Here is a 15,434-nt window from a genome sequence, read left to right on the forward strand (position 1 = left end):
TCGGCCAAACCCCGCCCGGCGGTGACGCTCGGAGCACTTGGCTATAAAATGCCCGACCTTTTTCCGCCCACCCGCCTTGCGAGTCCGCCCCCATGAGCGCCACGCCCTCTCCGCTGGTCCTGATCATCCTCGACGGTTTCGGCCATAGCGACAGCCCCGAATACAACGCAATCTACGCGGCCAAGACGCCGGTCTACGACCGACTGCGCGCCACTCAGCCGCACGGTCTGATCTCGGGCTCGGGCATGGACGTCGGCCTGCCGGACGGCCAGATGGGCAACTCCGAGGTCGGCCATATGAACCTCGGTGCCGGCCGCGTGGTGTACCAGGACTTCACCCGGGTGACCAAAGCCATCCGCGACGGCGAATTCTTCGAGAACGCAGTTATCAACAGCACCGTGGACAAGGCCGTGGGCGCCGGCAAGGCCGTGCACATCCTCGGCCTGCTCTCCGATGGCGGCGTGCACAGCCATCAGGATCATCTGGTTGCCATGGCCGAACTGGCCGCCAAGCGTGGCGCCGAGAAGATCTACCTGCATGCCTTCCTCGACGGCCGCGACACCCCGCCGAAATCGGCCCAGCCGTCCATCGAGCTGCTCGACGCCACCTTCGCCAAATTGGGCAAGGGCCGCATCGCCAGCCTCACCGGCCGCTACTTCGCCATGGACCGCGACAACCGCTGGGACCGCGTCGAGCAGGCCTACAACCTGATCGTCGACGGCAAGGGCGAATTCAATACCGCCAGCGCCGTAGAAGGGCTCAACGCCGCCTACGAGCGCGGCGAGAGCGACGAGTTCGTCAAAGCCACCACCATCGGCGAGCCGGTAAAAGTCGAGGACGGCGATGCCATCGTCTTCATGAACTTCCGCGCCGACCGTGCCCGCGAGCTGACCCGCGCCTTCGTCGAGGCCGACTTCAGCGAGTTCCAGCGCCAGCGCGTGCCACAACTGGCCGGTTTCGTCATGCTCACCCAGTACGCCGCCAGCATCCCGGCGCCCAGCGCCTACAAGCCGGAAGCGCTGACCAACGTGCTCGGCGAATACCTGGCGAAGAACGGCAAAACCCAGCTGCGCATCGCCGAAACCGAGAAGTACGCCCACGTCACCTTCTTTTTCTCCGGCGGCCGCGAAGAGCCGTTCGAGGGCGAAGAACGCATCCTGATTCCGTCGCCGAACGTCGCCACCTACGACATGAAGCCGGAAATGAGCGCGCCGGAAGTCACCGACCGCATCGTCGAGGCCATCGAAAACCGCCGCTATGACGTGATCATCGTCAACTACGCCAACGGCGACATGGTCGGTCATACCGGCGTGTTCGAGGCGGCGGTCAAGGCCGTGGAAACCCTCGACACCTGCGTCGGACGCATCGTCGAGGCACTGGACAAGGTCGGCGGCGAAGCCCTGATCACCGCTGACCACGGCAACGTCGAACAGATGGAAGACGAGTGCACCGGCCAGGCACACACTGCGCACACCTGCGAGCCGGTGCCGTTCATCTATGTGGGCAAACGCCCGGCGAGCATCCGCGAAGGCGGCGTGCTGGCCGATGTGGCACCGACCCTGCTGACCCTGATGGGCCTGCCGATCCCGCAGGAAATGACCGGCAAGTCGATCATCAGCCTCGGTTAAGACGGCAATCCCAGTAAAAACGCCCCTTCCGCAAGGATTGGGGCGTTTTTTTTACCCCGCGCGGCGGGCATACTAAGGCCACTTGTTTGCCTGGTATTGCCCTGCCCATGTCCCGCGCCCTCGTAGCCCTGCTTTTCAGCCTTCTGCTCAGCCCGGTCGTGGCCGACGAACGCGCTGCTACCCAGCAACAACTGGAGCAAGCGCAGAAGGACATCACCGAGCTGAAGAAGCTGCTGGGTGAGCTGCAGGCGGAGAAATCCGATGTACAGAAGGCGCTGAAGAAAACCGAAAGCGAGATGGGCCAGCTGGAAAAGCAGGTCAAGGGCTTGCAGGAAGAACAGCAGAAGAGCCAGCAGGAGCTGGAGCGGCTGAACCAGGAGAAAAAAAAACTCCAGGACGCACGCCTTGAACAGCAACGCCTGATCGGCATCCAGGCCCGCGCCGCCTACCAGAGCGGCCAGCAGGAATACGTCAAACTGCTGCTCAACCAGCAGCACCCGGAAAAATTCAGCCGTACCCTCACCTACTACAACTACCTGAACCAGGCCCGCCTCGATCAGCTCGCCACCTTCAACGAAACCCTGCGCCAGCTGGGCAACGTCGAGCGGGACATCAACCAGCAGCAGCAGATGCTCGCCGAGCAGAGCAGCGCCCTGCAGGGCCGCCGCGACCAGCTCGCCGCCGTGCGCCAGGAGCGCCAGCAGGCTCTGAGCAAGCTGAACAAGGACCTGGCCAGTCGCGATGCCCGCCTCAAGGAGCGTCAGCAGGCCCAGACCCATCTCAACAACGTGCTCAAGACCATCGAGGAAACCCTGGCACGCCAGGCACGCGAAGCCGCCGAACAGGCCGCCCGCGAGAAAGCGATGCTCGCCCAGCAGCTTCAGGAAAGCGCCAAGACCGGCAAGCCGGTCCCTCTGGGCCCGGCAGTCAGCACCGGGCAGAGCGTCGACGGCCCGTTCGCCAAAGCCCAGGGCCGCCTGCCGTGGCCGGTCAATGGCCGGCTCCTGGCGCGCTACGGCTCGGCCCGTGGCGATGATCCGCGCGCCAAATGGGATGGTGTGCTGATCGGTGCCAGTGTCGGCAGCCAGGTACGTGCCGTGCACGGCGGGCGCGTGGTGTTCGCCGACTGGTTGCGCGGTGCCGGTCTGCTGGTGATCGTCGATCACGGCGGCGGCTACCTGACCCTGTACGGACACAACCAGAGTCTGCTCAAAGATGCCGGGGATATCGTCAAGGCTGGCGACCCCATTGCCACTGTCGGCACCAGCGGCGGGCACAACCATCCCGCCTTGTACTTCGCCATTCGCCAGCAGGGCCGCGCCAGCGACCCGGCACGCTGGTGCCGGGCGCAAGGATAAGCGCCTCATTTTCAGGAGTTAGCTCATGCCGCACCTGCCCCGCCTCACGCCTCTGGCCCTGTCCCTCGCCCTGCTGCTGGGTAGCGCGCCATTGCTGGCGGCCGAGCAGTCCGCGCCGGCCATCGAGGACACAGAAACCGGCAAGGCACCGCTGCCTCTGGAGGAGCTGCGGACCTTTGCCGAGGTGATGGACCGGGTCAAAGCGGCTTACGTCGAGCCGATCGACGACAAGACCCTGCTGGAGAATGCCATCAAGGGCATGCTCAGCAACCTCGACCCGCATTCGGCCTATCTGGAGCCGGAAGCCTTCGCCGAGCTGCAGGAAAGCACCAGCGGCGAGTTCGGCGGCCTCGGCGTGGAAATCGGCCAGGAAGACGGTTTCCTCAAGGTGGTCTCGCCGATCGACGACTCCCCTGCGGCGGCGGCCGGTATCCAGGCCGGCGATTTCATCATCAAGATCGATGGCCAGCCGACCAAGGGCCTGTCAATGATGGAAGCCGTGGAGAAGATGCGCGGCAAGCCGGGCACGGTAATCATCCTCACCCTGATCCGCGAAGGCGGCCAGCCGTTCGACGTCGAACTCAAGCGCGCCATCATCAAGACCAAGAGCGTCAAGAGCCAGCTGCTGGAAGGCGACTACGGTTACATCCGCATCAGCCAGTTCCAGATCAACACCGGCGAGGAAGTCGGCAAGGCGCTGGCCAGCCTGAAGAAAGACAACGGCGGCAAGAAGCTCGGCGGTCTGGTGCTGGACCTGCGCAACAACCCCGGCGGCGTGCTGCAAGCCGCGGTGGAAGTCTCCGACCATTTCCTGACCAAGGGCCTGATCGTCTACACCAAGGGCCGTATCGCCAACTCCGAGCTGCGCTTCTCGGCCGACAAGGCCGATGCCAGCGAGGGCGTACCGCTGGTGGTGCTGATCAACGGCGGCAGCGCCTCGGCCTCGGAAATCGTCGCCGGCGCCCTGCAGGATCACAAGCGCGGCATCCTCATGGGCACCGACAGCTTCGGCAAAGGCTCGGTACAGACCGTGCTGCCGCTGAACAACGACCGCGCCCTGAAGCTCACCACCGCCCTGTACTTCACGCCCAAGGGCCGTTCGATCCAGGCTCAGGGCATCATCCCCGACGTCGAAGTACGCCGCGCCAAACTGACCCGCGAGCAGGACGCCGAGACCTTCAAGGAAGCCGACCTGGCCGGCCACCTCGGCAACGGCAACGGCGGTCAGGACAAGCCCAGCGGCAAGAAGGGCGAAGACAAACCGCGCCTGCAGGATGACGACTACCAACTGAGCCAGGCGCTCAACCTGCTCAAGGGCCTCAACGTCGCTCGCCAGCGCTAGACACTCGGCGTCAGGCAATAAAAAACCGGGCCATGGCCCGGTTTTTTAATCCCACTGCTTACTGCAGGTAGCTGTTGATCGCCTTGTCGACAAAGCCTTCCTGGCGCATCTGCTCCAGGGTGGTTTGCAGCTTCTGCACCACTTCGTCCGGGGTTTCCTTGTTGAGCGCCAGGAACAGCTCCGCCTGATTGAAGCGCAAAACCGTCTTCAGATCGTTTACCCCGGCCTGCTTGGCCAGGTAGCGCCCGGCAGGATCACCGGTGGCCCACAAGTCGATCTGCCCCTTGTCCAGACGGCTGGCATTTTCGATGTCATTCAGCACGCTGTCCGCCGTCAGGCCTTTCTGCTGCAGGAACGCCTCGATGGCATCGCCCTTGTAGGCGCCGACACGGTAGGCCGTGGCTTCCTCCAAAGTCGCCAGGCTGATGCTGCTGTCCGCCTTGGCCAACAGTACCCAGTCATCCGGACCGATCGGGCCGACCCACTTGAACAACGCCTCGCGCTCCGGCAGACGCGCCGTTACAAACACCCCGTGGTCGGGCTTCTCCAGCGCCAGCTTGTAGATACGGTCCCAGGGGAAGCGCAGGGTCAGGTTGTACTGAATGCCGGCACGCTTGAACATCTCGCGCACCACATCCGCGGCAATCCCGCGGGTGTTCTTGTCCCGGGCAAAGTTTTTGCCGTTCTCGGAGAAGTTGTAGGGCGGATAGTTCTCGGTCAGCAGGACCACCTGATAGTCCGCAGGCAGTTCGGCGCGCGCCACACCGACCAGAGCCAGGCAGGCGATACAGCAGGATAACCACAGGGATTTGCGCATGGCGTTGTCCTTTATCCAAGGGGCGAAAAAACGGTCGTGAGCCTAGCAGAGCAGGCGCACGACCGCTTTCGATCAGGTCGCAGACGTCGCTTCAGCGAACCACAATGCCGCGCGAAGCCAAATACGCCTTGGCCTCGGGCACAGTGTATTCGCCAAAGTGGAAGATGCTCGCCGCCAGCACGGCATCGGCCTTGCCGTCGATGATGCCGGCAGCCAGATGCTCCAGGTTGCCGACGCCGCCGGAAGCGATCACCGGAATGCCCACGGTCTCACTGATGGCGCGTGTCACGCCCAGGTCGTAACCGCTCTTCACGCCGTCCTGATCCATGCTGGTCAGGAGGATCTCGCCGGCGCCAAGGTCTTCCATCTTCTTCGCCCAGAGCACGGCATCAAGACCGGTCGGCTTGCGCCCGCCGTGGGTGAAGATTTCCCAGCGCGGGGTTTCGCCGGGCAGCGAGACCTTCTTGGCATCGATGGCGACGACGATGCATTGCGAACCGAAGCGCGCGGCGGCCTCGCCGACAAACTCGGGCGTGAAGACGGCCGCCGTGTTGATCGACACCTTGTCGGCACCGGCATTGAGCAGGTTGCGGATGTCCTGCACGGTACGCACGCCACCACCGACGGTGAGCGGGATGAATACCTGGCTGGCCATGCGTTCCACCGTGTGCAGGGTGGTGTCGCGGCCGTCAACGCTGGCAGTGATGTCGAGGAAGGTAATCTCGTCAGCGCCCTGCTCGTCGTAGCGGCGAGCGATTTCCACCGGATCACCGGCGTCGCGGATGTTCTCGAACTGCACGCCCTTGACCACGCGGCCGTTATCGACGTCGAGGCAGGGAATAATGCGTTTAGCCAGCGCCATCTCAGCAGTCCTCAGCCTTTGAAGGAATCGCAGAAGGCTTGCGCCTCGGCGACGTCCAGGGTGCCTTCATAGATGGCACGGCCGGTGATGGCACCGATGATGCCGGGCGAGCGGGCCAGCAGCAGCTTCTCGACATCGCCGAGGTTGTGAATGCCGCCGGAGGCGATCACCGGGATGCGGCTGGCGGCGGCCAGCGCGGCGGTAGCCTCGACGTTGCAGCCCTGCATCATGCCGTCTTTGGCGATGTCGGTATAAACGATGGCGGACACGCCGTCGGCTTCGAAACGCTTGGCCAGATCAGCCGCCTGTACGCTCGACACCTCGGCCCAGCCGTCGGTGGCGACGAAGCCGTCTTTGGCGTCCAGACCGACAATCACCTTGCCCGGGAAGGCTTTACAGGCCTCGGCGACGAACTCGGGTTCTTTAACGGCCTTGGTGCCGATGATCACGTAGCTGACGCCGGCGCGCACGTAGTGCTCGATGGTCTCCAGGGTACGGATGCCGCCACCGATCTGGATCGGCAGGTTCGGGTAGCGCTTGGCGATGGCGGTGACCACCTCGCCATTGACCGGCTGACCTTCGAAGGCGCCGTTCAGGTCGACCAGGTGCAGACGGCGGCAGCCGCCCTCGACCCACTTGGCAGCCATGCTCACCGGGTCATCGGAGAACACCGTGGAATCTTCCATGCGGCCTTGGCGCAGACGCACGCAGGCGCCGTCCTTGAGATCGATAGCGGGAATAATCAGCATTTCAGCGAGTCCTCAGGCCGGGCCCGCCAAGGCCCGGAATAAAACGAAAGCGGTTAGCAGCGGCCATTCCAGCCGATGAAATTCTGCAGCAGCTGCAGGCCATGGGTATGGCTCTTTTCCGGGTGGAACTGCACGGCGAACTTCGAGCCTTCGGCCAGCGCCGCGGCGAAGTCCTTGCCGTAGTGGCCACGACCAACCACCTGGGCCGGGTTGCCGGCCTCGATGTAGTAGCTGTGCACGAAGTAGAAACGGGCGCGGTTCGGAATGTCGTGCCAGAGCGGGTGATCAATCACCTGCTCGACTTCGTTCCAGCCCATGTGCGGCACCTTCAGGTGCTCGCCGTCCTCGACCAGATCCTTGCCGAAGAAGCGTACCTTGCCGGGGAACAAGCTGATGCAGTCGACACCATCGTTCTCCTCGCTGTGCTCCAGCAGGGCCTGCATGCCGACGCAAATACCGAGGAAGGGGCGGTCCTGACTGACCTCACGCACCAGGCTGTCGAAGCCCAGGCGCTTGATCTCGGCCATGCAGTCGCGGATCGCACCGACACCGGGGAACACCACGCGGTCAGCCTCACGGATCACATTGGCGTCGCTAGTCACCAGCACCCGACCGGCGCCAACATGCTCCAGCGCCTTGGCTACCGAGTGCAGGTTGCCCATGCCGTAGTCGATTACTGCAACGGTCTGCATTTACAGGCAACCCTTGGTGGACGGCATCTGCCCGGCCATGCGCGGATCCAGCTCGCAGGCCATGCGCAGGGCACGGCCGAAGGCCTTGAACACCGTTTCGATCTGGTGGTGGGTGTTGTGCCCACGCAGGTTGTCGATGTGCAGGGTCACCAGGGCGTGGTTGACGAAGCCCTGGAAGAACTCCTGGAACAGGTCCACGTCGAAGCCGCCGACCACCGCACGGGTGAAGGGCACATGCATCTGCAGACCGGGACGGCCGGAGAAGTCGATCACCACGCGCGACAGGGCTTCGTCCAGCGGCACGTAGGAGTGGCCGTAACGGGTCATGCCCTTCTTGTCGCCGACGGCCTTGGCAAAAGCCTGGCCGAGGGTGATGCCGACGTCTTCCACGGTGTGGTGGTCGTCGATATGCAGGTCACCCTTGCACTGGATGTCCAGGTCGATCAGGCCGTGGCGGGCGATCTGGTCGAGCATGTGCTCGAGGAAGGGCACGCCAATATCGAACCTGGCCTTGCCAGTGCCATCCAGATTGATCGAGACCTTGACCTGGGTCTCCAGGGTGTTGCGCTCGACGGATGCCGTACGTTCGGCCATCACCAGCTCCCGAAAATGCTTGCGGAAAAGGCCGGCATTATAGGCGTTGCGGCCAGTTGACGGCTACCGCAAGCAGGCGGATGGCGTGCTATTGGCGCAATAGCGCAGAAGCTGCGCCGTCATGCCGGCCCGACAGACGCCACAGCCAGAGCAAACAGGCCAGCGGCACCGCTGCCAGAGCCAGCGCCAGCGGCCACTGCGCGGGCACCAGCCACAGCCCCCACAGCGCGAGCAGAACCAGCAGCGCGAACAGGCGCAACCGCTCCAGCCACCAGAGGCGCGCGCGTCCCTCGAACAGCGCCCCCAGACTGACGCAGGTGCCCAGTACGGCCAGCGCCAGCAACACTGCCTGCCACAGCGCCGCCTGCCTGACGCTGGCGAGAAAGGCCAGTGCCATGCCGTTGAGCAACAGGAACTGCACCAGGGCATAGGCCTTGAGCCCCGCCGGCGTCGCCTCGGCAAACTTGTCCGCGCCCATCTTCGGCCACGGCTGCTGGCGCATATCCTCCGGGCGCCAGCCGGTCGGCATCCACCACAGGCGCAGCTTGTCCCACCAGCTATGCGTGGCCACGGCGTCGGCCCAGAGCAGGCGCCACCAGGAAAACTGCAGGGCGATGGCATCGAAGGTGCGCACCGGGGTGGTCACGCCATAACGCACCGGCTCGGCTTCCTCGGCAAAGGTGCCGAACAGCTTGTCCCAGACGATGAACACGCCACCGTGATTCTTGTCGATGTAGCAGTCGTTCTGGCCATGGTGCACGCGGTGATGGCTGGGCGTGACGATGAGCTTTTCCAGCCAGCCCATGCGCTCGATGTGCTGGGTATGAATCCAGAACTGGTAGGCCAGCTGAATACCGAGCAGCAGCAGGAACAGCGGCAGCGGCAGGCCCAGCAACGCCAACGGCAGGTAGAACGGCCAGTCGAAGGCCGCCTGAAAGGCGCCCTTGCGCAGCGCCGTGGACAGATTGAAGTCCTCGCTGGAGTGATGCGGCTGGTGCGCGCCCCACAGCAGGTTGTAGCGATGCAGGCTGCGGTGCGCCCAGTAGAAGCACAGGTCCACCGCGACAAAGCCGAGCAACCAGACCCAGGGCTGAGTCGGATCGAGCGTCCACAGCCGCGCATGCTCGTACAGCCAGGCATAGGGAATGATCAGCAACAGGCGCAGCGGCCCTTCCAGCAGCACGCGCAGCACGGCGGTGTTGATACTGGTGGCACTGTCCGCCAAGCGCCAGGTGTGTCGGCCGCTGACACGCTCATAGGCCAGTTCCAGCAGCATCAGCAGCACGTACAGGGGAAACGCCAGGATCGCGACGTTCATGGACACCTCAGCATTCTTGTTATGCTCGCCAGCCTAACCGGCACACCCGGGCATCGGGATGGCCGTACCTGCCAAAGTACCGCACCGGATACGCCATGGCTGATCGCGACCAACCGCACTACGACATCCTCATCATAGGCGCCGGCGCCCTTGGTCTGGCCTGCGCCGCCCGCCTGGCGCAACCGGGCCGGCGCGTCCTGATCCTGGAGCGCGAAGGGCTGATCGGCAGCCACACCTCCAGCCGCAACTCCGAAGTCATCCACGCTGGCCTCTACTACCCGCCCGGTTCGCTCAAGGCCGAACTCTGCCGGGAAGGTCGTGAGCGTCTGTACGCCTGGTGCGCGCAGCATCAGGTCGGCCACCGGCGTATCGGCAAGCTGCTGGTGGCCGTTGCGCCGGAGGAACTCGGCAAACTGGAAAGCCTGCAGGCCAATGCCCGGGCGTGCGGCTTGCCCGAACTGCCGACACTGGACAGTGCCCAGCTGGCCCGCCGCGAGCCAGCCCTGCGCGGCATCGCCGCCCTGCATTCGCCGGATACCGGCATCCTCGACAGCCACGCCTACCTGCAGTCGCTGCTGGGTGTCGCCGAGCAACGCGGTGCCGAGCTGATTCTGCACAGCCGCGTCGACCGACTGCAGCGCCAGAATGGCCACTGGCTAGTGCATGGCCATAGCCAGGGCGAGGCCTTCAGCCTTTCGGCGGACCGGGTGATCAACGCCGCCGGCCTGTTTGCCCAGACACTAGCCGAGCACACCGGAGGCCTGAACGCCGCACTGATCCCGCGCCTGCAGCTGTGCCAGGGCCGCTACTTCAGCTATCGCGGGCACAGCCCGTTCCAGCAACTGATCTATCCGATGCCCGAGGCCAATACCGCCGGACTGGGCATCCACGCCACGCTGGACCTCGGCGGCCAGCTGCGTTTCGGCCCGGACGTGCACTACCTCGAGCAGCTCGATTACCAGGTCGACGAGCAGCTGCGCCCAGTGTTCGCCCGCGCCATTTCGCGCTACTTCCCCGGCCTCGATCCCGAGCGTCTGCAACCGGCCTACAGCGGCGTGCGGCCGAAACTCTCCGGCCCAGGGGAACCGGCTGCCGACTTCGATATCCAAAGCCAACACGAGCATGGCCTCAGCGGCCTGATCAACCTGTTCGGCATCGAGTCACCGGGGCTGACCGCCAGCCTGGCCATCGCCGAGCGCATTGCCCGCCTGCTCTGAAGGCGCGCAGGTATACTCGCCCGACAATCACCGCGCACTCGCACCTTTCATACAGCACCTAAGGAACGGTCCATGAAATCACTCGGCAAAATCCTCGGCCTGCTGCTCCTGGGAATCTTGCTGATCCTGGCGGCGCTGGGCTTTGCCCTGACCCACCTATTCGATCCCAACGACTACAAGGACGAGATCCAGCAGCTGGCGCGGGACAAGGCCAATCTGGAACTGTCGATCCGCGGTGATATCGGCTGGAGCCTGTTCCCCTGGCTCGGCCTGGAACTGACCGACACCACCCTGGCCAGCGCCAGCACCCCGGACAAGCCTTTCGCCGACCTGCGCCTGCTTGGCCTGTCGGTGCGCGTGCTGCCGCTGCTGCGCAAGGAAGTGCAGATGAGTGATATCCGTGTCGACGGCCTCAATCTGACCCTGCAGCGCGACAAGGACGGCCACGGCAACTGGGAACAGATCGGCCGCCCGACCACCGCGCCGGCCAGCCAGACTCCGGCAACCACCGAGAACACCACAACTGCGCCCACCACAACGGAGAATACCGGCGCCACTCCGCTGCGGATGGACATCGACAGCCTGACCCTGAGCAACGCCCACCTCGACTATCAGGATGCGCGCAGCGGCCGGCAGTTCACCGCCGAAGCCGTCGAGCTGGCCACCGGTGCCATCCGCGAAGGCAGCCCCATCCCCGTGACGCTCAGCGCTTATCTGGGCAGCAACCAGCCGGTACTGCGCGCCAAGACCGAACTGCAGGCCAAGCTGCGCTTCGACCGCGCCCTCAAGCGTTACCAGCTGGAAGACCTCAAGCTCAACGGCGAGGCCGCCGGCGAGCCCTTCAAGGGCAAGACCCTGACCTTCACCGCTCAGGGCCAGCTGCTGGCCGACCTGGCCGCCGGCGTTGCCGAATGGAACAGCCTGAAGCTCTCGGCCAATCAGCTGCGCGCCATTGGCGAACTGAAAGTGCACGGCCTCAACCAAGAGCCACAGGTGGAAGGCGGTCTGTCCATTGCCGCCTTCAACCTGCGCGAGTTCCTCGACGGCGTCGGCGTCAGCCTGCCGTCCATGCAGGACGGGGAAACCCTCAAGCGCTTCGAGCTGACCAGCAAACTCAGCGGCTCGGCCAAGCACCTGAAACTGGACGAGCTGCAACTTGGCCTCGACCAGACCAAGGCCAGCGGCCAGCTGGAAGTCGCCGACTTCAGCCGTCAGGCGCTGCGCCTGAACCTCAAGCTCGACCAGCTCAACCTCGACCGCTACCTGCCGGCCAAAGAGGCGGACAGCGCCAGCGCCGCACGCCAGCAGCAGGTCAAGGAAGCCCTCGCCAAGGCCGGTACAGCAGGCACCAGCGAACTGCCAGCAGCGCCGAACCAGCAGGCCTGGAGCGACAATAGCCTGCTGCCTGTCGAGAGCCTCAAGTCCCTCGACCTGCAGGCCGACATCGACGCCAAGCAACTGACCCTGCGCCAGCTGCCGCTGGAGGCCGTGCAGATCAAGCTGCAGGCGCAGCAAGGCATCCTCCAGCTCAGCGAGCTGCGTGGCGAGCTGTATCAGGGTCAGTTCGACAGCGAAGCGAGCATCGACCTCAATCCGGCCATCCCCCAGTGGCAGATCCGCAAGCAGCTGCAGCACGTCCCGGTGGACAAGGTCTTCAGCGCCCTCGGCGAGAAACCACCTGTGCGCGGTCTGCTCGATTTCACCACCCAGCTGAGCGCCCAGGGCAACAGCGAAAAGGCGCTGATCGACAGCCTCGACGGCAAGGCCAACTTCGAGCTGCTGGATGGCGCCCTGCTCGATGCCAACCTGGAGCAGCAGGTCTGCCGCGGCATCGCCACGCTCAACCAGAAGAGCCTGAGCAGCAGCCACGGCGGCAAGGACACACCGTTCCACAACCTCAAGGGCAGCCTGATCTTCAACGACGGCGTCGCCCACAACCCGGATCTGGTGGCCAACATCCCCGGCGTCAGCGTGGCAGGCAAGGGTGACCTCGACCTGCGCGTACTGGGCCTGGATTACCACGTAGGCGTGACCCTGGAAGGTGACAAGAACGAGATGCCGGACCCGGCCTGCCAGGTCAACGAGCGCTATGTCGGCATCCAGTGGCCGCTGCTCTGCCGCGGACCGCTGGAGCTGGGCGCCAAGGCCTGCCGTCTGGACAAGGACGGCCTGGGCAAGATTGCCGCCAAGCTGGCCGGTGACCGCCTCAACCAGAAGATCGAAGAAAAGCTCGGCGACAAGGTCAGCCCGGAACTGAAGGACGCCCTCAAGGGCCTGTTCAACCGATGACACCTGAGCAGTTCAACGGCGCCGTGCTGGCCTGGTACGACCAGCACGGCCGCAAGGATCTTCCCTGGCAGCAGGGCATTACGCCGTATCGCGTCTGGGTCTCGGAAATCATGCTGCAGCAGACCCAGGTCAGCACCGTGCTGAACTACTTCGACCGCTTCATGCAGGCCCTGCCCAGCGTGCAGGACCTGGCCGCCGCGCCGGAAGACGAAGTGCTGCACCTGTGGACGGGCCTGGGTTACTACACACGCGCCCGCAACCTGCAGAAAGCGGCGCAGATCGTGATCCGCGAGCACGGCGGCGAATTCCCGCGCTCGGTCGAGCAACTGGCCGAGCTGCCCGGCATCGGCCGCTCCACCGCCGGCGCCATTGCCAGTCTATCCATGGGCCTGCGCGCGCCGATCCTCGACGGCAACGTCAAACGCGTGCTGGCGCGCTATGCCGCGCAGCCCGGCTACCCCGGCGAGCCCAAGGTCGCCGCACAGCTGTGGCAACTGGCCGAGACACTAACCCCGCAGGAGCGCGTCAACCACTACACCCAGGCGATGATGGACCTGGGCGCCACCCTCTGCACCCGCAGCAAGCCCAGCTGCCTGTTGTGCCCGGTGCGCGCAGGCTGTCGCGCCCACCTGCTCGGCCGGGAAACCGCCTTCCCCGAAGCCAAGCCGCGCAAGGCCCTGCCGCAGAAGCGCACGCTGATGCCGCTGCTGGTCAACGCCCAGGGTGAAGTCCTGCTCTATCGCCGCCCGTCGAGCGGCCTGTGGGGCGGTCTGTGGAGCCTACCGGAGCTGGATGACCCGAGCGCCATCGATACCCTGGCCGCCGAGCGGCAACTGCAACTCGGCGAACGCCGCGCCCTCGCCCCGCTCAGCCACACCTTCAGTCACTTCCAGCTGGCCATCGAGCCCTGGCTGGTAACGGTCGAGCAGGCCGCCCCCGGCGTGGCCGAAGGCGAGTGGCTCTGGTATAACCTCGCCAGCCCGCCGCGCCTGGGTCTCGCCGCCCCGGTGAAGAAACTGCTCAAGCGCGCCGCTGACGAATTGCCTGCTGGAGAGCTGTCATGACCCGCACCGTGAATTGCCGCAAGTACAACGAAGCACTCCCCGGCCTCGACCGACCGCCCTATCCGGGCGCCAAGGGCGAGGACATATTCAACAACATCTCGAAGAAAGCCTGGGACGAGTGGCAGAAGCACCAGACCATGTTGATCAACGAACGCCGGCTGAACATGATGAACGCCGAGGATCGCAAGTTCCTCCAGGCGGAAATGGACAAGTTCTTCTCCGGCGAGGAATACGCCCAGGCCGAGGGTTATGTCCCGCCGAGCGCGTAAGCGCCCGTCCTACCTGAAAATTTTTTCACATTCAGGTTGACACCCCCCAGCGAAATCCGTTTAATAGCGCCCCGTTGCCCAGGTAGCTCAGTCGGTAGAGCAGGGGATTGAAAATCCCCGTGTCGGCGGTTCGATTCCGTCCCTGGGCACCACTAATACCGAGAAACCCCAAGTGAAGTTAAATTCCTTGGGGTTTTTTATTGCCTGGTGATTTTGTACGCCAGGCAGACAATCGTCCGAACTACGACCCGATAGTCGCCGCACTCAGCGCCGCAATGCGTGAAAAGTTGCAGGCATTTGTTCACAGGCGACAAGCCGCTGCGGTGATGCGACAAGCCGCCGCAATCTCGACTGTTCGGTCATGGAGCCCGCTTGGCTGGCGCGAATCCGCTGTGCTAGGTTCGACTCTAGCCAGGATGGCCGGAACATTCGGAAACCATTAACAAGAAGAGAAATGTCATGGCCGAGGCCACCCCAGCACTGGAAATTCGCAACCTGCACAAGCGCTATGGCGACCTCGAGGTGATCAAGGGCATTTCCCTCACCGCGCGCGACGGCGACGTGATCTCCATCCTCGGCTCTTCCGGGTCCGGCAAGTCGACCTTTCTGCGTTGCATCAACCTGCTCGAATCGCCCCATCAGGGTCAGATTTTCGTCGCCGGCGAGGAGCTCAAGCTCAAGCCCGCGAAAAATGGCGACCTGATCGCCGCCGATAACAAGCAGATCAATCGCCTGCGCAGCGAGATCGGCTTTGTCTTCCAGAACTTCAACCTCTGGCCGCACATGACCATCCTCGACAACATCATCGAGGCACCGCGCCGCGTGTTGGGGCAGAGCCGAGCCGAAGCCACCGAAGTGGCCGAAGCCCTGCTGGCCAAGGTCGGCATTGCCGACAAGCGCCACAGCTACCCGAATCAGCTCTCCGGCGGCCAGCAGCAGCGCGCCGCGATTGCCCGCACCCTGGCCATGCAGCCTAAGGTCATCCTGTTCGACGAGCCGACGTCAGCCCTCGACCCGGAAATGGTCCAAGAAGTGCTTAATGTGATCCGCGCGCTGGCCGATGAAGGTCGCACTATGCTGTTGGTCACCCACGAAATGAACTTCGCCCGGCAGGTGTCGAGCGAAGTGGTGTTCCTCCATCAGGGCCTGGTGGAAGAACAGGGGACGCCCGAGCAGGTGTTTACCAACCCGCAGTCGGCGCGCTGCAAACAGTTCATGTCCAGCCACCATTAACG

General features: G+C 64.3%; 14 protein-coding genes and 1 tRNA gene. 9 read left to right on the top strand and 6 right to left on the bottom strand.

Annotated elements, in window-relative coordinates:
- Positions 1-92 precede the first annotated feature (92 nt).
- The 3 genes from gpmI (at position 93) to HNP49_RS14290 (ending at position 4,328) form a co-directional block, all read left to right on the top strand.
- The gene (gene gpmI, locus HNP49_RS14280; protein ID WP_184684336.1) at positions 93-1,628 is read left to right on the top strand and encodes a 2,3-bisphosphoglycerate-independent phosphoglycerate mutase; all 1,536 of its coding nucleotides are present in this window, start codon (positions 93-95) and stop codon (positions 1,626-1,628) included.
- Between the two features lie 107 nt (positions 1,629-1,735).
- The gene (locus HNP49_RS14285; protein WP_184684338.1) at positions 1,736-2,986 is read left to right on the top strand and encodes a murein hydrolase activator EnvC; all 1,251 of its coding nucleotides are present in this window, start codon (positions 1,736-1,738) and stop codon (positions 2,984-2,986) included.
- A gap of 25 nt (positions 2,987-3,011) precedes the next feature.
- A complete protein-coding gene (locus HNP49_RS14290) occupies positions 3,012-4,328 on the top strand; it encodes a S41 family peptidase (RefSeq protein ID WP_184684340.1) in 1,317 nt (438 codons plus the stop codon).
- Between the two features lie 58 nt (positions 4,329-4,386).
- Here HNP49_RS14290 and HNP49_RS14295 read toward each other — a convergent pair whose 3' ends face one another.
- From HNP49_RS14295 to HNP49_RS14320, 6 genes are all read right to left on the bottom strand, one after another.
- The gene (locus HNP49_RS14295; protein WP_184684342.1) at positions 4,387-5,145 is read right to left on the bottom strand and encodes an ABC transporter substrate-binding protein; all 759 of its coding nucleotides are present in this window, start codon (positions 5,143-5,145) and stop codon (positions 4,387-4,389) included.
- Positions 5,146-5,236: 91 nt separating this feature from the next.
- The gene (hisF, locus tag HNP49_RS14300) at positions 5,237-6,007 is read right to left on the bottom strand and encodes an imidazole glycerol phosphate synthase subunit HisF (protein ID WP_184684344.1); all 771 of its coding nucleotides are present in this window, start codon (positions 6,005-6,007) and stop codon (positions 5,237-5,239) included.
- Positions 6,008-6,018: 11 nt separating this feature from the next.
- A complete protein-coding gene (hisA, locus tag HNP49_RS14305; protein WP_184684346.1) occupies positions 6,019-6,756 on the bottom strand; it encodes a 1-(5-phosphoribosyl)-5-[(5-phosphoribosylamino)methylideneamino]imidazole-4-carboxamide isomerase in 738 nt (245 codons plus the stop codon).
- 53 nt (positions 6,757-6,809) lie between these two features.
- A complete protein-coding gene (gene hisH / locus HNP49_RS14310; protein WP_184684348.1) occupies positions 6,810-7,448 on the bottom strand; it encodes an imidazole glycerol phosphate synthase subunit HisH in 639 nt (212 codons plus the stop codon).
- A complete protein-coding gene (gene hisB, locus HNP49_RS14315; protein WP_095939906.1) occupies positions 7,449-8,042 on the bottom strand; it encodes an imidazoleglycerol-phosphate dehydratase HisB in 594 nt (197 codons plus the stop codon). It abuts the gene before it with no gap.
- A gap of 88 nt (positions 8,043-8,130) precedes the next feature.
- Positions 8,131-9,360, bottom strand: coding sequence for a sterol desaturase family protein (locus HNP49_RS14320; protein WP_184684350.1), 1,230 nt, complete (start codon positions 9,358-9,360; stop codon positions 8,131-8,133).
- A gap of 95 nt (positions 9,361-9,455) precedes the next feature.
- Here HNP49_RS14320 and HNP49_RS14325 point away from each other — a divergent pair, with 95 nt between their 5' ends.
- The 6 genes from HNP49_RS14325 (at position 9,456) to HNP49_RS14350 (ending at position 15,432) form a co-directional block, all read left to right on the top strand.
- Positions 9,456-10,577, top strand: a complete 1,122-nt coding sequence (locus tag HNP49_RS14325) for an NAD(P)/FAD-dependent oxidoreductase (protein ID WP_184684352.1) — start codon at positions 9,456-9,458, stop codon at positions 10,575-10,577.
- A gap of 72 nt (positions 10,578-10,649) precedes the next feature.
- The gene (locus HNP49_RS14330) at positions 10,650-12,866 is read left to right on the top strand and encodes an AsmA family protein (RefSeq protein ID WP_184684354.1); all 2,217 of its coding nucleotides are present in this window, start codon (positions 10,650-10,652) and stop codon (positions 12,864-12,866) included.
- Positions 12,863-13,930, top strand: coding sequence for an A/G-specific adenine glycosylase (gene mutY, locus HNP49_RS14335; protein ID WP_184684356.1), 1,068 nt, complete (start codon positions 12,863-12,865; stop codon positions 13,928-13,930). The genes HNP49_RS14330 and mutY overlap by 4 nt, the downstream gene beginning before the upstream one ends.
- Positions 13,927-14,199, top strand: a complete 273-nt coding sequence (locus HNP49_RS14340) for an oxidative damage protection protein (RefSeq protein ID WP_184684358.1) — start codon at positions 13,927-13,929, stop codon at positions 14,197-14,199. Before mutY ends, HNP49_RS14340 begins: the two co-directional genes overlap by 4 nt.
- Positions 14,200-14,275: 76 nt before the next feature.
- Positions 14,276-14,351, top strand: a tRNA-Phe gene (locus tag HNP49_RS14345).
- Positions 14,352-14,658: 307 nt separating this feature from the next.
- Complete coding sequence (locus HNP49_RS14350; RefSeq protein ID WP_184684360.1) at positions 14,659-15,432, top strand: ABC transporter ATP-binding protein; 774 nt, start codon at positions 14,659-14,661, stop codon at positions 15,430-15,432.
- The last annotated feature ends 2 nt before the right edge of the window (positions 15,433-15,434 follow it).

It is taken from the genome of Pseudomonas fluvialis, assembly GCF_014207935.1.
Classification (GTDB): Bacteria; Pseudomonadota; Gammaproteobacteria; order Pseudomonadales; family Pseudomonadaceae; genus Aquipseudomonas; species Aquipseudomonas fluvialis_A.